Below are 20657 nucleotides of genomic sequence, written 5' to 3' on the forward strand. Positions count from 1 at the left end.
AATGGGCTCATCTTCCTTTGCCCGGACCTGCTGCCATGAAGGCGTCATCGACTTTGCCCGCCACCGCCCTGCCCGCCGACGCGCCGATGGGGGTGGCCTGGGCGCCCATCGCGGCATTCTGTTTCCTGTGGAGCTCGGCGTTCGCGGCGGCCAAGATCGCGGTGCGCGACTGTCCGCCGCTGACCCTGTTGACCATTCGCTTCCTGATCGCTGGCGCCCTGATGCTCGGCGTGGCCGCGGCCAGCGGCCGGTGGTCGCGGCCCGGCGCCCGCGATCTGGCGGCGCTGGTGCTTCTGGGGGTCTTGAACAACGCGGCCTACCTTGGCCTGAGCTGGAGTGGCATGACGACGGTGTCGTCCGCGTTCACGGCGGTGCTGATCAGCACCAATCCGCTGCTGATCGGGGTGCTGGCCGGGCCCGTGTTGGGTGAGCGGCTGGGTTGGCGCAAGATGTTCGGGCTGTGCCTGGGCCTGGCGGGCGTGGCGCTGGTGCTGCGCTCGCGGTTGTCGGGCATGCAGGAGGATCTGCATGGCACCCTGCTGGTGACAGGCGGCCTGGTGGCGCTGGTGGCGGGCACGCTGCTCTACAAACGCCTCAAGCCGTCGACGGGACTGTGGATGGCGACGGGCATCCAGTCGCTGGCCGGGGCGGTGGCGCTGATGCCGGTGGCGCTGCTGCACGAGAGCCTCGGCGACGCGCGCATGACGGCCAGCCTGTTCTGGAGCATGGCCTACATGATCGTGGCGGTGTCCATTGGCGGTTATTACCTGTGGTTCATGATCCTCGGACGCGCCAGCGCCACCGCGGCCAGCGCGCTGCATTTCCTGATGCCGCCGCTGGGCCTGCTGTTCGGCTGGGTGGTATTGCGCGAGTCGGTGTCGTGGCTCGACCTGCTGGGCATCGTGCCGATCGCGTTCGGCATCTGGCTGGCGACGCGGCGCGCCGCCTAGGCGCGGGCAGCGCGCGCGTCAAGCTGGCCGAGGCTGGGGCGTGCGCGTGGCGCGGCACCTCGCGCAGCGCGCCAGGGTTGGGTTTGCACAACGTGGCGTGCGGTCGGAACGGTCTGATAGATTCATGGCGTCATCACGCCATTCACGCGGTGCGGCGCGCTTGAAATGCCGCGGCAAATGGGACGCCCGTGTCCGCCCAGCCCGCGAAACCGCGATGCATTGCCCGCAGGACATCGCGCACGCATACTCATTCTCATTCGTCTGTCGCTTTCTTGTAGCGCTCGTAAAGCGGTTTACCAAATGCGCGCCAAGGCTAGGCGCGGCCCCGCGGCCGATGTTAGTCTGCCGGGGTTGCGTACTCGCGGCATCGTGCGCTTCTTGTCGCGATGCAGTGCGCGTCGCGCCTGACTGCAAGGAGTCCATCATGAAAGGCGATAAAACCGTCATCCAGTTCCTGAACAAGCAACTGACCAACGAGCTGACGGCGATCAACCAGTATTTCCTGCATGCGCGCATGTTGAACCACTGGGGTTTCGACAAGCTGGGCAAGCACGAGTACGAAGAATCCATCGGCGAAATGAAGCATGCGGATCGCCTGATCGCGCGCATCTTCATGCTCGACGGCCTGCCCAACCTGCAGGACCTGCACAAGCTGCTGATCGGCGAGGACGTGCCGGAACTGCTGGCCTGTGACCTGAAGCTGGAGCAAGGCGCCCAGGCCACCGTGAAGGAAGCCATCGCCTATTGCGAATCGGTGCGTGACTACGTTTCGCGCGACCTGTTCCAGGACATCCTGGACGATACCGAAGAGCACATCGACTATCTGGAAACCCAGATCGACCTGATCGACAAGGTGGGCCTGCAGAACTACCTGCAAAGCCAGATGTCCGTGCCCGACTGATCGATCAGCCCGGCATGAAAATGGCGCCCCTCGGGGCGCCATTTTTTTGCGTGATCGCGCGTGGCGCGATCTGGACGATGCGGCTTACTGCGGGCGCGCCGGGCACTCGGCCATCGTGCCCCAGGCCCGGTTGGGACCGCAGTATTTGTTGCGGGCCGCCCACGAGCACGAGGGGCGCTCGAAGAAGCCCTGCGTGGCACAGTGGGCCAGTTCGCGCTTGAGCGCATCCTGCCATCCGGGCGCGCCGGGGGCGGGCGACGAATTGGGCGGGGGCGGCGCCTGCACCATTTGCGTATTGCCGTAGCCAGCCGCCTGCTGCCCCGGGGCCTGGCCCTGCCCGCCATTGACGGCGGTGCCGGTGCCGGGCGCCTGCAGGTCGAGCGTGCTGACGTCTGATGTGCCTTGCGGCAGCGGCACTTGCGAGGCGGCGGCGATTTCGCGCGCCTGGTCCTGGCTGATGCGCTCGCGCGAGATCTTCACGGCGGGATCGCTGACGGTGTCGAAAAGCGAGACGGTATTGATGGCCCACTCGCGGTCGGCCGGTTTGTCGGGCACGCCGAGCGTGCCATCGATGCGCGGCTGCGGCGGCTGCGCCACGTAGGGGCGCCCGTTGGCATCGAGCACGGGCTGCTGCGACGCGGCCGCATCCTGGCCGGGCGCGGGCGCGGCCTGCGGCGCATGCGCCACCAGCCAGTCACCCAATTGAATACCGCCCCAGGCCGACGCGCCAAGCGCCAGCAGGAGCGTTGCGAATAATAAACGCCAAGACATTGCTACCCTCAATCTGCCGTGCGGTACCCGAACGGGTCTACGCCTTGTCTCCGAAAACCTTGCCGCCGTGCTCGCGCATGGCGTGGAATTTCACATCCGGATACAGTTCCTCGGCCACGCGCAACTGCGCGGGGGAACTGATCAAAAACGCCGCCGCATCGACCACATCATAGGCGATATGGGCGGCATTGGCATCCATGAACTTGCGCAGCGCCTTGGGGTTATCAGAGGTAATCCAACGTGCCATTGTGTAGCGCGAAGGCATCATCCGGGCGTCCACGCCGTACTCGGTCTTGAGGCGGTGGGCCACCACTTCGAACTGCAGCTGGCCGACCGCGCCCAGCAGCAGCGAACCGCCGGCGGCCTCGGGGCGGAACACCTGGATGGCGCCCTCTTCGCCCAGCTGCGTCAGGCCGGTGCGCAATTGCTTGGTGCGCAGCGGGTCCTTCACTTCGACGGCCTGAAACAGCTCGGGCGCGAAGAACGGCAGGCCCGTGAATTGCAGCGTTTCGCCCTCGGTCAGCACGTCGCCCAGTTGCAGCACGCCGTGGTTGGGGATGCCGATGACGTCGCCGGCATAGGCCTCGTCCAGCAGTTCGCGGCGTTGCGACAGGAACGACACCACGTTGTTGGGGCGCATTTCCTTGTTGGTGCGCGCGACCTTCAGGCGCATGCCGCGCTCGAAGCGGCCGGAGCTGACGCGCACGAAGGCGACGCGGTCGCGGTGAGCCGGATCCATGTTGGCCTGCACCTTGAACACGACGCCGGTGAACTTGGGTTCCTCGGGCTGCACTTCGCGTTGCAGCGCGACGCGCGGGCCGGGAGGCGGGGCCTGCTCGACCAGCGCGTCCAGCACTTCCTGCACGCCGAAGTTGTTGATGGCCGAGCCGAAGAACACCGGGGTCTGCTTGCCGGCCAGGAACTGGTCGCGGTCGAAGGCGGGCGCGGCTTCATTGATCAGCTCGATCTCGCCGCTGGCCTGGTCGAAGGCCGAACCGAAGCGGCGCGCGATCTCGGGGTTGCTCAGGCCTTCGATGAAGTCGTCGTTGTCCGAACGGCGCTCCTGTCCGGGGCGGAACACGCGCATGCGGTCGCGGCGGATATCGAACACGCCGCCGAAGGCCTTGCCCATGCCCACCGGCCACGAGAACGGCACGGCGTCCATGCCCAGATGGCCTTCGATTTCCGACAGCAGCTCGAGCGGTTCGCGCACTTCACGGTCCATCTTGTTGATGAACGTGATGATGGGCGTGTTGCGCGCGCGGCAGACCTGCAGCAGGCGGATGGTCTGCGGCTCGACGCCGTTGGCGGCGTCGATCACCATCAGCGCGGCGTCGACCGCCGTCAGCACGCGGTAGGTGTCTTCCGAGAAGTCCTGGTGGCCCGGGGTGTCGAGCAGGTTGATGACGCAGTCGCGGTATTCCATCTGCATCACCGACGAGGCCACCGAAATGCCGCGCTGCTTTTCGATTTCCATCCAGTCGGAGGACGCGTGGCGCGAGGCCTTGCGCGCCTTGACGCTGCCGGCGATCTGGATCGCGCCTGCGAACAGCAGCAGCTTTTCGGTCAGCGTGGTCTTGCCCGCGTCGGGGTGGGAAATGATGGCGAAGGTACGGCGCCGCGCTACTTCTTGTGGGATGTTCATGATCGGAGGATTCAACCTGACGCCGTGGCCTGGGCCCGGCGCGGTCCGGTATCGTGCATCGAAACAAGCGGGGCACGCGCCGTTGCCGGCGCGTGCCCCGCGCGTGGAAATTCAGGAATGGCGGCGGAACGAAGCCAGGAACACGCCGGCCAGGATGAACAGCGAACCGAAGGTGCGGTTCATCCAGCGGATGTGCTTGGCGTCGCGCAGCAGGCGCAGCACGCGCGCCGCCAGCAGCGTGTACACGCCCATCGCCACCAGGTCGGTGAACGCCAGCGTGCCGGCCAGCGCCGCGTACTGCGGCGTCAGCGGCAAGGCGGTGTCGACGAACTGCGGCACCACGGCCAGCAGGAACACCGTGCCCTTGGGGTTCATGGTGTTGATCAGGAAGCCGCGCATCACCAGCTCGCGGATCGAGGCCTGCTTGGGATCGCCGGCATCGACCGCGACCGGCGCGGCGTCGGTGCGGATCTGGCGCACCCCCAGGTAGATCAGGTAGGCCACACCCAGGTACTTGACCACGTTGAAGGCCATCTCGGAAGTGGCCAGCACCGCGCCCAGGCCGACCGCGACCACCACGAACTGGAACAGGATGCCCATGATCAGGCCGGCCGTGTTCCAGTAGCCGCGGGCAAAGCCGTACTTCAGTCCGGAGGACATCGCGGAGATGGCCCCCGCGCCGGGCGAGAACGAAATGGCCCAGGAGGCCAGGAAGAACGTCAACCAGGTGGAAAGAGGCATGATGGCGCGGGTCCGTGGGTCGCAGTTACAGGTATGCCGCTGATATTACTTGGAGAGCAGCGCCGCGCGTGGGCCGCCGGCCGGACGGCCGCCGTTGCCGGCGGGACGGGCGCTGCCTTCGGGACGGCGATGGTTCTGCTGCGGGCGGGCGTCGCCGCGGCCGGCGTGGGCCGGACGGTCGGAGGGCTTGCCGTCGCGCTGGCCCTGGCTGCCGCGGTTGTCGCCGCCGGCGCGGGCCGGCGCCGGGGCGCGGCCGCCGTTGGCGTTGCGCGGCGCGGCGTTGGCCGGGCGCGAACGGGGCGCGCCGGCATTGCCGCCGCGGCCGCCGTTACGGCCGCCGCCACGCGGCTGGCGCGAGTCTTCGTCGCGTTCCTGGCGTTCGAAGGCGGCGGCGCTGGTGGCGGGCGGGGTCCAGTCGGCCACCGGCTTGCGCTCGATGGTCTTCTTGATCAGGCGCTCGATGTCCTTGAGCAGCTTGATCTCGCTGTTGTCCACCAGCGAGACCGCGGCGCCGGTGGCGCCGGCGCGGCCGGTGCGGCCGATGCGGTGCACGTAGTCTTCCGGTACGTTGGGCAGTTCGAAGTTCACCACCTGGGGCAGCTGGTCGATGTCCAGGCCGCGCGCGGCGATGTCGGTGGCCACCAGCACCGTCACGGTGCCGTCCTTGAAGCCGGCCAGCGCGCGGGTGCGGGCCGACTGGCTCTTGTTGCCGTGGATCGCGGCGGCGGTCAGGCCGTCCTTGACCAGCTTTTCGGCCAGGCGGTTGGCGCCGTGCTTGGTGCGCGTGAACACCAGCACCTGGTGCCAGCCGCTTTCGCGGATGATGTGGCTGATCAGGTCGCGCTTGTGGTGCTGTTCGACCAGGTGCACCGTCTGGGTGACCAGTTCGGTGGCGGTGTTGCGCGGGGTGACCGAGACTTCGCCCGGATCGTTCAGCACGCCGCGCGCCAGCGCGCGGATCTCATCGGAGAAGGTGGCCGAGAACAGCAGGTTCTGGCGCTGCTTGGGCAGCAGGGCCAGGATCTTGCGGATGTCGCGGATGAAGCCCATGTCCAGCATGCGGTCGGCTTCGTCCAGCACCAGGATCTCGACGCCGGACAGGTCGACCGTCTTCTGGCCGCAGTGGTCCAGCAGGCGGCCGGGGGTGGCCACCAGGATGTCCAGCGGCTTGCGCAGGGCGGAGATCTGGGGGTTGATGTTGACGCCGCCGAACATCACCATGGACGTCAGCGAGGTGTGCTTGCCGTAGGTCTGCACCGATTCGGCCACCTGCGCGGTCAGTTCACGCGTCGGGGTCAGGATCAGGCAGCGCGGGCGGCCGGCCTTGCGGGCTTCCGGCTTGCGCTGCATCAGCAGATGCAGGATGGGCAGCGTGAAGCCGGCGGTCTTGCCGGTGCCGGTCTGGGCGGCGGCCAGCAGGTCGCCGCCCTTGAGGACCTGCGGAATCGCCTGGGCCTGGATGGGGGTGGGCGCGGTGTAGCCGGTATCGGCAATGGCGCGCAACAGGGAATCAGCCAGCCCGAGGTCGGCGAAAGAGGAAGAGGTAGTCAAAACAACTCCAGCGGCAGCCCGTCGCTCAAGTTGAGAGACTCCAATCCAGGCGGACGAATAAGGAGAAAAGGGAAGCGCCCCTGAGGGCGAAGCTTGGCGGCGAAGTGCCTAGCGGACGCGTGCGGATTGGCAAAGCACGCCTGGCGATTGTAGCCGATGCCGCGCTGCCGCATAAGGGACGCGCGCTATCGGTATAGCGAAGTAACATTTTGCACATAAAAAGCACGAAATTAGTGTAATCCCTAGTCCACGCTCCCTATAATCCGTCGGCTTACCTCCACCAAAAGAATTAAGGGTTGCTATGAAAAAGGCGGCAATAGCGGGTCTGGTCGTTGCACTGGGCGCAATCTGGACCGGCACGGCCTGGTACACCGGCCAGAAGGCCGAGGCGTTCGTCAAGCAGTCGATCGAAGACGGCAACGTCGAACTGCGCAAGCTCGGCGAAAAATGGGGCGTGACGCCCGTGATCGAACTGATGTCGTTCGAGCGCGGCGTGTTCTCGTCCACCGAGCGCTACCGCGTCAAGTTCGCCCTGCCCGCCAAGGATGGCAAGCCGGCCGAGGAACGCGAGATCCAGTTCGTCGAGCACCTGTCGCACGGCCCCTTCCCGTTCTCGAACCTGGCTTCGGGCAAGCTCGCGCCGGCGATGGTCGCCAGCCGCTTCCAGATCGAGGAAACGCCGGCGATCAAGGGCTGGTTCACCGCCACCAAGGGCGCCACGCCGCTGTCCGGCGCCTATAGCGTCAGCTACGGCAAGAACGTCACCGGCACCTTCAATCTGGCGCCGGCCGAAGCCTCGACCGACAAGACCAAGCTGACCTTCTCCGGCATGACCGGCGACGTCGACTTCGACACCAAGAGCAAGCACGGCGTCCTGGCGCTCAAGAGCGACAGCCTGACGCTGGCCGGTCCGGCCGGCGAGAGCGATATCGTCGGCATGGCGGTCAAGGGCATCACGCTCAACAGCGACCTGGCGCCGGGCAAGAACGACATGGCCATGGGCAGCCAGAAGCTGGTCCTCAAGGAATGGACCATCACGTCCAAGACCCAGCCGCCGGTGCTGCTCAAGGACACCAGCATCGCGGTGGACCTGGCCGAGGCCGATGCCGGCGTGAACGCCAAGATGGTGCTGGACTTCGGCATGATCAATGTCAAGGAAAAGGACATGGCGGGCCTGCAGCTGGCCATCGGCATGAAGAACATGGATCCCAAGGCGCTCAAGGCCCTGAACGACGTCTATGAAGCGTCGTCGCGCCGCATGATGCAAAGCGGCGACGACGAGGCCAAGCCCGAGTTCACGCCCGAAGAGCAGCAGATCCTGAAGACCAACGTCGAACTGCTGCTGGCCGGCAACCCCAGCCTGTCGGTGTCGCCGCTGCAGGTGCGCACCGCCAACGGCACCTCGACCTTCAACCTGGACGTGGACCTGGCCAAGCCGGCCTCGACCGACAAGCCGGCCAGCGACCTGGCCATGGAAGCCATCCGCAAGCTCAACGCCAAGCTGGTGCTGTCCAAGGCCAACGTGGCCGACCTGATGGCGATCGAGCCGCAGATGCGCGGCGTGCCGGCCGACCGTGCCGCCCAGACCGCCAAGGGCCAGGCCGAAATGGTCGGCACCATGGCGGTGGCGATGGGCGTGGCCAAGGCGGAAAACGACAACATCGTTTCCTACCTGAACTACGCCGACGGCCAGGTCGACTTCAATGGCAAGAAGATGCCGCTGCAACAGTTTGTGATGATGGTCATGAGCGGCGCGATGGGCGGCATGCGCTGAGGCGCGAACACGACTTCGGCGCCGGCATGATGCCGGCGCCCCATGCGGGCTGCGGCGCCATCGGGCGCGGCAGCCCGTTTTTCATGCGCGGCGTATGCTGTCACGGATCCGGTCCGCAAGGCCGGATGGCATCGACGAACGCGGGAAGGACACCATGAGGAAATTTGCAGCCGTGGGTTGCGCCGTGCTGGCGCTGGGCGCGATCTGGACGGGCACGGCCTGGTACACCGGCAAGCAGCTGGAGACCGGCATGGCGCAACTGGTCGACAGCGCCGATCAGTTGGCGCGGCAGATCGGCGTGAAGACGGGCGAACCGTTGTCGTTCGAGCCGTTGTCGTATGAACGAGGCGTGTTCACGTCGCAGGCGCGCTATCGGCTGAAGACGGGGCCTTCGCCGGAGGACGGCGCGGCCGCGGCGGGGCACGAGTACGAGATGGTGGTGCGCCTGGACCATGGGCCGTTCCCCCTGTACCGCCTGGTGCGGGGGCACCTGTTCCCGGCCATGGCGGCCGCGCGGGCCGACCTGGCGCAGACGCCTTCGGTCGACACCTGGTTCGCGGCTGCCGGGGGCGCCGTGCCCGTGACGGCCGAGGCCGTGGCGGGCTATGGCCGCGACATCAGCGGCACGCTGGAGCTGGCGCCGGTCGAGCGCGTGCGCGACGAGTCGCGCTTCAGCTTCTCGGGCCTGAAGCTCCTGGCCGACGTGGCCGCCGGCGGCAAGCACACCACGGTGGACATCCACTCGGGCCGCGCCGAGCTGTTCGAGCCCTACACCAAGGACGGCGAGCGACATACGCGCCGCCTGGCCATGCGCGACCTGGCGATCAGGTACGACGCAAGCCGCGCCGCCGATGAGGCGGGTACTGCGGCCACCCGCGCGAGCCTCAAGCAATGGACCATCGAGATCGACGGCGAACCGGTCACGCTGCGCGACGTCGTCGTGAGCACCGATGCCAAGGGCGCCGAGAGCGCGATGAACGCCAAGCTGGCCGTGCAGGTCGCGGGCATCGACACGCGAGCCGGACAGGCGGCCAATCTGCGCCTGGCCGCCGAGGCGCGCAACTTCGACATGGCGTCGTTCCGCGCATTCCAGGCGTCGGTGGAGGCCGCCCGGGGCGGCGCCAGCCTGGGCGACAAGATGGTGGGCGCGGGCCACCTGATGAAGTTCCTGCTGGCCCAGCCGGGCTTTTCGCTGTCGCCGCTGCAGGTCGATACCGCCAACGGTTCTGCGACGCTGCGGCTGGACCTGGATCTGAGCGCGCCCACGCTGTGGAACCACTCGCCGGGCGCAGTGGTCAAGGAAACCGTGCGCAAGCTCGATGCGCGGATGTCGGTGCCGGTCGTCAGCCTGGCCGACCTGATCGCGGTGCGGATGCGGGCCGAAGGCATGCCCGAGGCCGCCGCGCGCGAGGCGGCTGGCCGTCGGGCCGAGGAGATGCGCGACCGCTTCCTGCGCGGCCAGTGGGGGCGCCTGGAGGACGGCAAGCTGGTCGCGAGCCTGAACTACGAGGGCGGCCAGGTGGACGTCAATGGCGAACGCATGCCGGTCGAGAGTTTCCTGAGCTGGCTGATGGCGCGCGGCGTGAAGTAAGGCGCGCCAGCGCCGCCTTCCCGCCTTGCCTGTCAGGCCGGCAAGGCGCCCGACATGACTTCGCCGTTGCGCAGCACCGCCACGTGGAAGCGCTTGTCCGCGGCTTGCATGATGTCCTCGGTCGGGTCGCCGCGCACCAGCAGCAGGTCGGCCGCGCAGCCCGGTTCCACCACGCCGTGGCCGGCCATGCCCATCAGGTCATGGCCGCGCGAGGTGGCCGCGACCAGGGCGTCCACCGGCGTCATGCCGAACTCCACCATGTAGGCCAGTTCCATCGCGTTGTCGCCATGCAGGTTGAAGGGCGTGCCGGCATCCGTGCCCAGCGCGATGCGCCCGCCCGCCTTGTAGTACATCTGGATGGATTCGCGATGGCGCTGTTCCACCGCGCGCGCCTTCTCCACGGCATAGGCGGGAATGCCATTGTCGGCGTTGGCGACGATGTTGCGCACCGCGGCGATGGTCGGCACCAGGTAGGTCTCGGCCGCCAGCATTTCTTCCAGGCACTGCGCGTCCATGAAGATGCCGTGCTCGATCGAGTCGATGCCGGCGCGCACCGCGTTCAGGATGCCCTGCGTGCCCTGGGCGTGGCTGGCGGTGCTCTTGCGAAAGCGCTTGGCCTCGTGCACGCCCGCCTTCATCTCGTCGAAGCTGTAGTGCGCGTCCATCGGGCTCACGCCCGGCGTCATGACGCCGCCGGTGGCCATGATCTTGACCAGGTCGCAGCCGGCGTGGACTTGCTCGCGCACCGCCTTGACCACTTCTTCGCAGCCGTCGGCGACGCGGCCGATGCGATTGCCGTGGCCGCCCGTCATGCAGATGATGCGGCCCGAGGCCTTGATGGTCGGGCCAGGGAACACGCCGCGCGCGATGGCGTCGCGCACGCCGAATTCCAGGTAGTCCTTGCCGCCGCAATCGCGCAGGGCCGTGAAGCCGCCGCGCAGCGCGGCCTGCGCGTTCTCCAGCGCGGTCAGCGTAATCTGGGCTGGGCCCTGTTTCGACATCTGCGTCTGCGGGTCGGCGCCGCCGGTGTAGACCAGGTGCACGTGGCAGTCGGCCATGCCGGGCATCAGCGTCATGCCGCCGGTGTCGACGCGCCGTCCGGCAAAGCCGTTGAATTCGGCCGCCGGCGCCACCCACGTGACCTGCTTGCCCTCGACCAGCACGCCGTGGCCCGGCAGGATCCCGCCACGTCCATCGAACACCTTGCCGCCGATGTACAGGGTCTGTGGCAACGCACTCATGTCTCGCTCCTTGTCGTGTGGGTGGGGTTCAGCCCTCCACCTCCAGGCCCTCGCGGGACATGGATTGCAAGCGGGGCATCAGCCCCAGCAGGTGCTGGCTGTAGGGATGCTGCGGATGCTCGAACAGCGCTTCGGTGTCCGCCACCTCCAGCAGTTCGCCGTAGCGCATCACGCCGACGCGGTCGCACATCTGGCGGATCACGGGCAGGTCGTGGCTGATGAACAGCATGGTCAGGCCGAGTTGTTCCTGCAGGTCCTTGAGCAGGTTCAGGATCTGGGCCTGGATCGACACGTCCAGCGCCGAAGTGGGTTCGTCGCAGATCAGGAAGCGCGGCCGCGTGGCCAACGCCCGGGCGATGCAGATGCGCTGGCGCTGGCCGCCGGAGAACTCGTGCGGGAAGCGCTCGGCGGCGCGCTCGCCCAGTCCGACCACGTCGAGCAGGTCGGCCACCACGCGGCGCGTTTCGGCCTCGCTGGCCGCCAGTTTGTGGAAACGGATCGGCTCGGCCACGATGTCCAGCACCCGCATTCGCGGGTTGAGCGACGAGAACGGATCCTGGAAGATCATCTGGATCTGGCGCCGGAACGGGTTGAGCTGCTTCTCGCCCTTGAGCGCGGTCAGGTCGGTGCCGCCGAACGTGACCGAGCCGGCGCTGGGCGTATACAGGCCCGAGATCAGCCGCGCGACAGTGGACTTGCCCGAACCGGATTCGCCCACCAGGCCGAACACCTCGCCCTCGCCGATCGTGAAATTGACGCGCTTGACCGCGTCCAGCGTGCGCTGGTTGCGCTTGAGGAAGGCGCTCTTGAGCACGAAGCGCATGCTCAGGTCCCGGACCTGCACCAACGGCCCTTCGCCGCGCGCCCCGAAGTCGCGCCGCTGGCCCAGCCAGTGGGTGGCCAGGTCGAGTGGTTTGGTGGGGGTCCTGACGTCCTCGATGTAGGTGACCAGCGGAAAGCGCTTGAGCTTGATGTCCGGGCGCGGCACGGCCGAGATCAGGCTGCGGGTGTAGGGATGGTCGGGGTCGCCCAGGATCTTGGCGGTGGGCCCCTGCTCGACCAGCTTGCCGTGGTACAGCACCGCGACGCGGTCGGTGACGTCGGCGATCACGCCCATGTCGTGGGTGATGATGATCATGCCGACCTGTTCCTGGCGGCAGAGCTTTTTCAGCAGTTCCAGGATCTGCGCCTGGATCGACACGTCGAGCGCGGTGGTGGGTTCATCGGCGATGATGACTTCGGGCTCGCAGCACAGCGCCAGCGCGATCACCACGCGCTGCCGCATGCCGCCCGAGAACTGGTGCGGATACTGCTGCACGCGCAGCTCGGGCTGGTCGATGCCGACCTGGGCCAGCAATTGCACCGCGCGCTTCCTGGCCTGGTCGTGGGTCAGGTCCAGGTGCACCAGCATGGTCTCGACCAGCTGGCTTTCCACGGTCTGCAACGGGTCGAGCGAGGTCAGCGGATCCTGGAAGATCATGCCGATGCGGCGTCCGCGCACCTTGCGCTTCTGCGCCGGGGTAAGGGTGTCGATGCGTTCGCCGTCGAGCAGCACCGCGCCGCCGGCCAGGCGGCCGGGCGCTTCGAGCAGGCCGATCACGGCGTTGCCGATGGTCGACTTGCCGGCGCCGGACTCGCCGACCACACCCAGGATCTCGCCTTTCTCCAGCGACAGCGACACGCCGTCCACCGCCACCAGCGTGCCGCGGCGGCTGGGGAATTCAATGCGGATGTCTTCGATGTTCAAGAGGGCCATGGCATCCTCAGCGCAGCTTGGGGTTGAGCGCGTCGCGCAGCCAGTCGCCCAGCAGGTTGACCGACAGCACCAGCGCGACCAGCGCGATGCCGGGGAAGATCGAGATCCACCACATGCCCGAGAACAGGTAGCTGTTGCCGATGCGGATCAGCGTGCCCAGCGACGGCGCGGTCGGCGGCACGCCCACGCCCAGGAACGACAGCGTGGCTTCGGTGATGATGGCGATGGCCAGGTGGATGGTGGCGATCACCAGCACCGGTCCCATCACGTTGGGCAGGATGTGGCGGCGCAGGATGGTGACCGGGCCGATGCCGATCAGGCGCGCCGCCTGCACGTATTCCTTGTTGCGTTCCACCAGCGTCGAGCCGCGCACCGTGCGCGCGTACTGCACCCAGCCCGATATGCCGATGGCGAAGATCAGCACGTACAGCGCCAGCTGGTCGTGCATGTCGCGCGGCAGCAGTCCGCGCGCCACGCCGTCGATCAGCAGCGCCACCAGAATGGCGGGAAACGACAGCTGCACGTCGGCGATGCGCATGATGAAGCTGTCGACGCGGCCGCCGGCGTAGCCGCTGATGAGGCCCAGCGTCACGCCCAGCACCATCGAGAACAGCACCGAGGCGAAGCCCACCAGCAGCGACACGCGCGAGCCATACAGCACGGCCGAGAGGATGTCGCGGCCCTGGTCGTCGGTGCCGAGCAGGAAGTCGGGGCTGCCGCCCTCCTGCCACGCGGGTGGGGTGTTGGCGTCCATGATGTTCAGCGACGCCAGGTCAAACGGGTTGTGCGGCGCGACCACTGGCGCGAACAGCGCGCCCAGCAGGATGGCCAGCGTGACCACGGCGGCGATGATGGCGCCGGGCGAGCGCTTGAAGCTGTGCCACAGGTCACTGTCGGCGGCGCGCGAGAAGAAGGGAGCGATGCGGGCGTTCATGAGGCGGTTCCCTTATTTGCTCTGCACGCGCAGGCGCGGATCGACGGCGAAGTACAGCAGGTCGACGACGAGGTTGATGACGACGAACATGAAGGCGATCAGCACCAGGTAGGCGGCCATCACCGGGATGTCCACCATGCTGATGGCCTGGATGAACAGCAGTCCCATGCCGGGCCACTGGAACACCGTTTCGGTGATGATGGCGAAGGCGATGATGGAGCCGAGCTGCAGGCCGGTGATGGTGATGACCGGCACCATGGTGTTCTTGAGCGCATGGCGGAAATTGATCAGGCGTTCCGGCAGGCCGCGGGCCCGGGCGAACTTGATGAAGTCGGCGCGCAGCACTTCCAGCATCTCGGCGCGCACCAGCCGCATGATCAGGGTCATCTGGAACAGCGCCAGCGTGATGGCCGGCATGATCAGCGCCAGCAGGCCGGATTTGGTCAAAAAGCCCGTGGTCCACCAGCCCAGCCCGACCACGTCGCCGCGCCCGAAGCTGGGCAGCCATCGCAACTGCACGCCGAAGAACAGGATCAGCAGGATGCCGATCAGGAAGGTGGGCAGCGAGATGCCGGCCAGCGAGATCGCCATGAAGGTCTTGGACAGCACGCCGTGGCGCTTGAGCGCGGTGTAGATGCCCATGGGGATGCCGAGCGCCAGCGCCATCACGGCGGAGACGAACGACAGCTCCAGCGTGGCTGGCAGGCGCTCTTCGAGCAGCTCGCTGACCGGCCGCCGGTGGCGGTAGGAAATGCCGAAGTCGCCACGCACCGCGTTGGCGACGAAATGCGCGTACTGCACCACGAACGGATCGTTCAATCCCAACTGTTCGCGCAGCTGCTCGCGCTGTTCGGGCGTGGTGTCCTGCCCGACCATGCTGGCGATCGGATCGCCGACATAGCGGAACATGGAGAACGCGATCAGCGCCACCGTCAACATCACCAGCACCGACTGGATCAGCCGCTGCGCAATAAAGGAAAGCATGGTTGGATGCCCTCTTGGTCGGATAACGCCGGGCCGCGCGTTGCCGGTCGCGGCAAGCGGGGCTGGGCCGGGCGCGCCCGGACGGCTGGCGCCGTCGCGGGGGTCGCATCAACACGGCGCCGCGCACGCCCTGCGGCGTGGCGCGGCGCCCGGGGACTACGGCAGGACCACGTCGCGCAGGTCGAGCACGTCGTCGGCGCGCTGGATGACCTTGATGTTGTCCTTCACGCCCCACGACATCGGCTGCTGGTGCAGCGGCAGGTAGCCGAAATCGCTGCGCACGATGCCGAAGGCTTCCTTGATCATCGCGTTGCGCTTGGCCTGGTCGGTCTCGACGCCGATCTTGGCGGTGAGTTCGTCGACCTTCTTGTTGCAGTAGCCACCCAGGTTGAACTGGCCCGCCGCCGTCTTGGCGTCGCGGCACGCGGCCAGGTTCAGCAGCGTGTTGTGCGCGTCGGTGGAGCTGGGCGTCCAGCCCAGCATGTACATGCTGGTCTGGTTGCCGGCCTGCAGCAGGATCTTGCCGAAGTACTTGGACTTGGTCTGCGCCAGCAGGTTGATCTTGATGCCGACGCGCGCCAGCATGCCGGCCACCGCCTGGCAGACCTTCTCGTCATTGACGTAGCGGTCGTTGGGGCAGTCCATGGTGACGGTGAAGCCCTTCGGATAGCCGGCCTCGGCCAGCAGCTTCTTGGCGCGTTCCGGATCCGGCTTGTAGGGCGCGCCGAACGATTCGTCGTAGCCGTTGATGGCGGTGGCGATCAGCGAACCGAGCGGCTTGGCCGCGTTGCGCATGATCTTCTCGTTGATGGCCTTGGTGTCCACGGCCAGCACCACCGCTTCGCGCACCTTCGGGTCCTTGAAGGGGTTCTTGCCCTTCACGTCCGAGAACAGCAGTTCGTCGCGATCCTGGTCCATGCCGATGAAGATGGCGCGGGCTTCGGGCGCGGTCAGCGGCTTGACGCCCTTGGCGTCTTCCAGGCGCTTCCAGTCCTGCACCGGCACCGGCTGCACCAGGTCCATCTCGCCGGAGATCAGCGCGGCCACGCGCGTGGCTTCCTGCGTGATCGGCTGGAAGATGACCTCGTCGACGTTGGTCTTGATGTTCTTATTCCAGTAGCCGTCGTAGCGTTTGAGCACGGTCTTCACGTCGGGCTGGCGCGACACCAGCATGAAGGGGCCGGTGCCGTTGGCGTTGAGGTTGGCGTAGTTGCCCTGGTTGTCGCCCTTGACGTTGGTGGCCTCGGTGGTCTTGTTCTTCTCCGACCACGTCTTGCTCATGATGTAGAGGAACACCCATTCGCGCGGCAGGATCGGGTTGGGCGTGGGGGTGGTGACCTCGATGGTGTAGTCGTCGACCTTCTTGATGTCGGAGGCCTTGGCGCCGTAGCCCTTCATGTCGGAGCCCGGCGTGAGGCTGCGCTTCCAGGAGAAGATCACGTCATCGGCGGTGAAGGGCGAGCCGTCGTGGAACTTCACGCCCTTGCGCAGCTTGAAGACCCATTTGGTGGGCTCCGGGTTTTCCCAGCTCTCGGCCAGCAGCGGCGTCAGTTTCAGGTTGCCGTCATAACCGGCCAGCGTTTCGTAGATGTTGCCCTGGAAGCCCAGCGTGAAAGTCTCGTTCAACGCCATCGGGTCCATCGACGTGGCGTCGCCTTGATAAGACCAGTGGAAGGTCTTGGCGGCCGCGCCGGCGCTGAACGCCAACGAGGCTGTCAGTGCAGCCGCCAGCGCCGCTTGTTTCAGGTGGGGGAAAGTACGCATAGCCCTCATGCTCCGTAATGCGCGGATAGCGCGACAGAAGTGATAGGGCCCTGGCCCCACGGGGAGCCGGGGCATGGCGTTGCTGCTACGAGGAAAGGCGGTTCACGGTAGATCCAACCCCTTGTGATTGTCATGGCGGGATGGACCGCACCGATGCAGAACGAATCTTATAGAGCGATTCGTTTAAGCGTCAATCGGTTTGGATTGGGGTTAGTACTTGCTTGCTTTCGCCAATTCACGCACCGCCTGCTTGCGCCGTTCGCTGTCTTCATGGCCCTTGGCCAGGGCCGACCACTCCGGCCGGCTGCGGGCTTCCTTCAGCGCCTCCGGCAAGGGGCCACGGCGCAGCGTCTCATCGTCGGGGTGGTCCAGCCGCAGCGGCGCGCGGGCTGCGTGGCCACGACGTTCGAGCGCGTCGATCAGTTGTCTTTGGCGCAGCGCCAGCAGGCGCAGCACCGCGTCGTCGACGCTGATCTCGCGCCAGCCGCGCAGCTTGCCGGCAACGCGCTTTCCGAGCTTCTCCACGCCCTGCCACAGTCCGCCGGCGGCGGCGCCGATCAGCATGCCCGTGCCCAGGCTCAGCCCCGCGCTGAGCAGGTCCACCGCCGCGCCGGCCATGGCGCCCGCGGCGGCGCCCATGCCGACCTGCACGCCCATGTCCTTGAGCGCCTGCGGGTGGAACAGGTCCATGCCCCAGCGCTCACCTTGCAGCGGCAGCGCGTCGTCATCGAAATCGGACGCACGGAAGTTGTAGAGCGCCAGCAAGGCGGTGACGCAGGCCTGTTCGCGCTGGCGTACCTGCTGGCGCAACTGCCGGGCGGCGGCCGTCAATGCGGCTTCGTCGCTGGGACTGGTGATGCGCAACGCGGCCACGTCGATCAGCAGGTCGGCCAGCAGTTCGAAGGCCGCGGCGTGGCGTTCGCGCCGTTGGCGCGCCAGCGTATCGGCCAGGCGCGCCAGGGTGTCGGCGTGGCGATCCAGCAGCACGCCCAGCTTGGCGTACAGCTGTTGCTCGCCATCGAGCGGCGGCGCCACGGTGTCGAATTCCACCGTCGCGTGCAGGCCCAGCCGCGCCAGCGCGTCGCGCCATTCGGCGGCGCGATGCGCGGGCGCATTGACGAAATTGAGCACCGGCAGCAGGGGCCGGCCGCAGGCGGCCAGGATGGCGAGTTCGTCGCGATGCTTGCCCAGCACCGGGTCGCGCGCATCGATCACATACAGCGCCGCATCGCAGTCCAGCATCTTCTTGAGCACGCGCGCTTCCTGCTCGTAGCGCCCGTGCGCTTCCGGCGTGTCGAGAAAGCGCCGCACGCGCGCCGGCCCGTCCAGCCGTTCGCCGGGCTGGCCCAGGCGCTCCAGGTATTCGAGCAGGGCGATGCTGTCTTCCATGCCGGGCGTGTCGAACCACTCCAGCACCGCGCGTCCATCCAGGCGCAGGCGCGCGCCTTCCACGTGGCGGGTGGTGCCGGGCTGGTCGGCGACGTCGCCGAAGGTGGTGTCGCGGGTCAGCGTGCGCAGCAGCGAGGTCTTGCCGGTGTTGGTGTGTCCCACCACCGCGACGTTGATGACGCGCTCAGTCATGGCCCTGCTCCAGCCAGGCCAGCGCCGCGGCGCCGGGCCCGAAGACGGCGCCGGCCGCCAGCCCCAGGGCGGCCAAGCGTTCGCGCCACAGCGCTTCGCGGGTGTCGGCCGCGGCCGGCGCCAGCAGCCAGACGCGGGTCTGGCCGGCGTGCGCCGCCAGCTCGGCGATCAAGGCCAGCGTGCCGCGGTCGGGCGTCTGGCGCGCATCGCAGGCGATCAGCAGGCGCGAGGCGGCGGCCTGAGACAAGGCATCCAGCAGGTGGTTGCGCTGCTCGCGCGTGTCCAGGTTGCCCGCCTGGCGGATGGACGCGGCCGGGACGGCGGGGGGCCAGTGCAGGTCGGCGGGCAGTTCCAGTCCCATCAGCACCGGCTGGCCGCCCAGCGCGGCGGGCAGCGGCGCCGCCACGCGCGGCTGGTGCAAGGGGTCGACCGGCCGGTCGATGCCAGTGGACTGGGCCGGCGGTTCGAGCCGGTCGCGCAGCGCGGCGTAGCCCGCCAGCGCGGGGTCGATGGCCAGGCCGCGCAGGGCGCGCCGGGTGACCAGCAGGCAGGCCAGCCAGGCCAGCAGGCGCGGCACGATGCCGTAGGTCACGAACACGCCGATCAGCCACCACGACCATTGCACCTGGGCATCGGCGCCCAACGCCTGGACGCCGTCGCTGGCGCGCACCATGGCGGCGTCCGGCAGCGGAAAGCCCAGTTGCGACGGCAGCCAGCCGACGACCTGGGTCAACCACACGAAAGTGTCCGGCGCCAGCAAGGTGGTGGCCCAGATGAAGCGGTAGCTGGCGGTGGACAACAGCGCCAGCAGGGTCGCCAGCGCCGCGCCCAGGCCCGCCAGCCAGAGCCCGTGGCTGACCGCGCCGAACAGGCCGCGCAGGGCGCCGGCGCGGGCCAGCAGGTTGAGGAAGGCCTGCGGCACCAGCGCGCTGTCGGGGCCGCGCGCCAGCTTGCGGGTGGCCCAGAGCCACAACCGCCCGAGCGGCGTCATGGCCGCGGGCCGCAGCAGGAAGCTGGCCAGCCACAGGACGAAGGTCAGCAGGTGCAGGCCGAGCAAGGCGGCCAGCGCCCACAGCACGTTGACGGCGCGGCCGCCATCGCCGAGGGCGCCCGCCGCCACGCCGGCGCCGGACAGCAACGCCAGCAGCAACAGCAGCGCCAGCACCGCGAATGCGCTGCGGCGCCAGCCGTCCACCAGCGGAACCAGGTTTTCGCGCTGCGCCAGTGCTTGCGCGCGCGCCAGGATGCGGGCCGGCAGCGGGATGTCGAGTTGTCGTACCCGGCGCACCACGGTGGCGTCTTCCAGCGGGCCCCAGTGCGCTTCGCGCAGCCGGATCAGTTCGGCCAGCCAATGGGCGCGCAGCGGCGCCGGGTCGAAGGCCTCGGGGGAGGTGGAAACGTCGCGGGAAGTCGGCGATGGCATCGCGGGCGGGGCAGGCGATCAGGCCGCGAAGGGCGATGCGCCATTGTAGACCGCGCGGCGGCCGGCTCAGTGCTTGCGGTGGGCGGCGCGGTATTGGCCCGGGGTGACGCCGACGGCGTCGCGGAACACGCGCGACAGATGGCTGGCGTTGCCGAAACCGGCCGCCTGCGCGATGCCGGCCAGGTCGCCCTTGCCGGCCGCCAGCAGGCGGCGCGCGTGAGCCAGGCGGCGGGCGCGCACCCAGGAATGCGGCGGCTCGCCGAACGAGGTGTGGAACATGCGCGCGAAGTGATAGGTGGACAGCGCGGCCACGCCGGCCAGTTGGTCCAGCGTCAGCGGCTCGGCGAGGTGCGCGTCGACATAGTCCATGACCCGCCGCCGCACCGCCGGCGCCAGCCCGCCGCGCGCCGGCGCCACGGCCTTGCGCGACACGCCCTGGTTCAGCAGGTGATGCAGCACGGTCTCGGCCGCGCTGCTGGCAGCCAGGCGCTCGGCGGGCGCGGTCCAGTCGCTATCGAGCAGCGCCCGGCATACGTCGGTCAGCGACTCGTCGTGGATGTAGGTGCGGTCGCGCAGTTCCAGCGCGCGCGGTTCGCAGTCGAGCCGCATCACGGCCTCGCGCGCCAGCCGTTCCGGCGCGATGTACAGGTGCAGGAAATGCACCGTGTCGTTCATGCACCAGCGCGAATAGTGCTCGGCCGGCAGCACGCAGAATTTGCCCGCGCCGCCGTGCAGCGGATTGCCGACCCGGAACGACTTCTCGCCGCCGTGCAGGTACAGCGACAGCGTGTGGTGTCCAGGCATGTCGTAGCCCAGCGTTTCGTGGGCGCTGCGGCCCCATTGCGAAATGGCGATGCCCTCGCCCAGCGAGGCGGCACGCGCCAGTGTCGCGCTGGAGGCGGACAGCGTGCGAAAGACGGAGAAGTCGGACGGTGCCGAAGCGGTGGTACCCATGGAACTGAAATGCTACTGCGATCGCCGCGCGCGTGGCACGCGCGGGTGCGGAAAAACCGCAAGAACCGGCAATTTTTTCGTCCGCCGCGGGCGCAG

At 68.0% G+C, this 20657-nt stretch carries 16 protein-coding genes; 4 read left to right on the forward strand and 12 right to left on the reverse strand.

Annotation, left to right across the window (positions count from 1 at the left end; all coding sequences use genetic code 11):
- The first annotated feature begins 35 nt into the window (after positions 1 to 35).
- Together AT699_RS00740 and bfr are read left to right on the forward strand one after the other, a co-directional pair.
- Entirely contained in the window at positions 36 to 950 is a 915-nt protein-coding gene (locus AT699_RS00740) for a DMT family transporter (protein WP_024067401.1), read from the forward strand.
- A gap of 424 nt (positions 951 to 1374) precedes the next feature.
- Positions 1375 to 1851: a bacterioferritin gene (gene bfr / locus AT699_RS00745; RefSeq protein ID WP_006386993.1), complete on the forward strand. Its 477-nt coding sequence runs from the start codon at positions 1375 to 1377 to the stop codon at positions 1849 to 1851.
- 84 nt (positions 1852 to 1935) lie between these two features.
- Here bfr and AT699_RS00750 read toward each other — a convergent pair whose 3' ends face one another.
- The 4 genes from AT699_RS00750 to AT699_RS00765 form a co-directional block, all read right to left on the reverse strand.
- On the reverse strand, positions 1936 to 2622 hold the full coding sequence (locus AT699_RS00750) for a hypothetical protein (RefSeq protein WP_006386994.1): 687 nt from the start codon (positions 2620 to 2622) through the stop codon (positions 1936 to 1938).
- A gap of 37 nt (positions 2623 to 2659) precedes the next feature.
- On the reverse strand, positions 2660 to 4267 hold the full coding sequence (locus AT699_RS00755) for a peptide chain release factor 3 (RefSeq protein ID WP_020925644.1): 1608 nt from the start codon (positions 4265 to 4267) through the stop codon (positions 2660 to 2662).
- A 111-nt stretch (positions 4268 to 4378) separates the two neighbouring features.
- Positions 4379 to 5008, reverse strand: coding sequence for a LysE family translocator (locus tag AT699_RS00760; RefSeq protein WP_006386996.1), 630 nt, complete (start codon positions 5006 to 5008; stop codon positions 4379 to 4381).
- A 45-nt stretch (positions 5009 to 5053) separates the two neighbouring features.
- On the reverse strand, positions 5054 to 6559 hold the full coding sequence (locus AT699_RS00765; RefSeq protein WP_054442533.1) for a DEAD/DEAH box helicase: 1506 nt from the start codon (positions 6557 to 6559) through the stop codon (positions 5054 to 5056).
- Between the two features lie 301 nt (positions 6560 to 6860).
- On the opposite strand from AT699_RS00765, the gene AT699_RS00770 reads away from it, so the two are divergent.
- Positions 6861 to 8333: a YdgA family protein gene (locus tag AT699_RS00770; protein ID WP_006386998.1), complete on the forward strand. Its 1473-nt coding sequence runs from the start codon at positions 6861 to 6863 to the stop codon at positions 8331 to 8333.
- A gap of 154 nt (positions 8334 to 8487) precedes the next feature.
- Positions 8488 to 9924, forward strand: a complete 1437-nt coding sequence (locus AT699_RS00775; RefSeq protein ID WP_232254246.1) for a YdgA family protein — start codon at positions 8488 to 8490, stop codon at positions 9922 to 9924.
- A 32-nt stretch (positions 9925 to 9956) separates the two neighbouring features.
- Here AT699_RS00775 and AT699_RS00780 read toward each other — a convergent pair whose 3' ends face one another.
- The 8 genes from AT699_RS00780 to AT699_RS00815 all read right to left on the reverse strand — a co-directional run bounded on the left by AT699_RS00780 (position 9957) and on the right by AT699_RS00815 (position 20561).
- Complete coding sequence (locus tag AT699_RS00780; RefSeq protein WP_024067405.1) at positions 9957 to 11165, reverse strand: metal-dependent hydrolase family protein; 1209 nt, start codon at positions 11163 to 11165, stop codon at positions 9957 to 9959.
- A gap of 28 nt (positions 11166 to 11193) precedes the next feature.
- A complete protein-coding gene (locus tag AT699_RS00785; protein WP_024067406.1) occupies positions 11194 to 12921 on the reverse strand; it encodes a dipeptide ABC transporter ATP-binding protein in 1728 nt (575 codons plus the stop codon).
- A gap of 7 nt (positions 12922 to 12928) precedes the next feature.
- Positions 12929 to 13855 (reverse strand): ABC transporter permease, encoded by a 927-nt coding sequence (locus AT699_RS00790; RefSeq protein ID WP_024067407.1) that lies wholly within the window; start codon positions 13853 to 13855, stop codon positions 12929 to 12931.
- 12 nt (positions 13856 to 13867) lie between these two features.
- Complete coding sequence (locus tag AT699_RS00795; RefSeq protein ID WP_024067408.1) at positions 13868 to 14839, reverse strand: ABC transporter permease; 972 nt, start codon at positions 14837 to 14839, stop codon at positions 13868 to 13870.
- 156 nt (positions 14840 to 14995) lie between these two features.
- Positions 14996 to 16603, reverse strand: coding sequence for an ABC transporter substrate-binding protein (locus AT699_RS00800; protein ID WP_024067409.1), 1608 nt, complete (start codon positions 16601 to 16603; stop codon positions 14996 to 14998).
- A 210-nt stretch (positions 16604 to 16813) separates the two neighbouring features.
- Positions 16814 to 18184: a GTPase/DUF3482 domain-containing protein gene (locus tag AT699_RS00805; protein ID WP_024067410.1), complete on the reverse strand. Its 1371-nt coding sequence runs from the start codon at positions 18182 to 18184 to the stop codon at positions 16814 to 16816.
- On the reverse strand, positions 18177 to 19607 hold the full coding sequence (locus AT699_RS00810; RefSeq protein ID WP_024067411.1) for a DUF2868 domain-containing protein: 1431 nt from the start codon (positions 19605 to 19607) through the stop codon (positions 18177 to 18179). Before AT699_RS00810 ends, AT699_RS00805 begins: the two co-directional genes overlap by 8 nt.
- 66 nt (positions 19608 to 19673) lie before the next feature.
- A complete protein-coding gene (locus tag AT699_RS00815) occupies positions 19674 to 20561 on the reverse strand; it encodes a helix-turn-helix domain-containing protein (RefSeq protein ID WP_024067412.1) in 888 nt (295 codons plus the stop codon).
- Positions 20562 to 20657: the final 96 nt, after the last annotated feature.

The organism is Achromobacter xylosoxidans, from assembly GCF_001457475.1.
Taxonomy (GTDB): Bacteria; Pseudomonadota; Gammaproteobacteria; order Burkholderiales; family Burkholderiaceae_B; genus Achromobacter; species Achromobacter xylosoxidans.

Coding starts and splice junctions, on each gene's coding strand:
- AT699_RS00740 (WP_024067401.1), top strand. CDS start 36: ATGAAGGCGTCATCGACTTTGCCCGCCACCGCCCTGCCCGCCGACGCG.
- bfr (WP_006386993.1), top strand. CDS start 1,375: ATGAAAGGCGATAAAACCGTCATCCAGTTCCTGAACAAGCAACTGACC.
- AT699_RS00750 (WP_006386994.1), bottom strand. CDS start 2,622: ATGTCTTGGCGTTTATTATTCGCAACGCTCCTGCTGGCGCTTGGCGCG.
- AT699_RS00755 (WP_020925644.1), bottom strand. CDS start 4,267: ATGAACATCCCACAAGAAGTAGCGCGGCGCCGTACCTTCGCCATCATT.
- AT699_RS00760 (WP_006386996.1), bottom strand. CDS start 5,008: ATGCCTCTTTCCACCTGGTTGACGTTCTTCCTGGCCTCCTGGGCCATT.
- AT699_RS00770 (WP_006386998.1), top strand. CDS start 6,861: ATGAAAAAGGCGGCAATAGCGGGTCTGGTCGTTGCACTGGGCGCAATC.
- AT699_RS00775 (WP_232254246.1), top strand. CDS start 8,488: ATGAGGAAATTTGCAGCCGTGGGTTGCGCCGTGCTGGCGCTGGGCGCG.
- AT699_RS00780 (WP_024067405.1), bottom strand. CDS start 11,165: ATGAGTGCGTTGCCACAGACCCTGTACATCGGCGGCAAGGTGTTCGAT.
- AT699_RS00785 (WP_024067406.1), bottom strand. CDS start 12,921: ATGGCCCTCTTGAACATCGAAGACATCCGCATTGAATTCCCCAGCCGC.
- AT699_RS00790 (WP_024067407.1), bottom strand. CDS start 13,855: ATGAACGCCCGCATCGCTCCCTTCTTCTCGCGCGCCGCCGACAGTGAC.
- AT699_RS00795 (WP_024067408.1), bottom strand. CDS start 14,839: ATGCTTTCCTTTATTGCGCAGCGGCTGATCCAGTCGGTGCTGGTGATG.
- AT699_RS00800 (WP_024067409.1), bottom strand. CDS start 16,603: ATGCGTACTTTCCCCCACCTGAAACAAGCGGCGCTGGCGGCTGCACTG.
- AT699_RS00805 (WP_024067410.1), bottom strand. CDS start 18,184: ATGACTGAGCGCGTCATCAACGTCGCGGTGGTGGGACACACCAACACC.
- AT699_RS00810 (WP_024067411.1), bottom strand. CDS start 19,607: ATGCCATCGCCGACTTCCCGCGACGTTTCCACCTCCCCCGAGGCCTTC.
- AT699_RS00815 (WP_024067412.1), bottom strand. CDS start 20,561: ATGGGTACCACCGCTTCGGCACCGTCCGACTTCTCCGTCTTTCGCACG.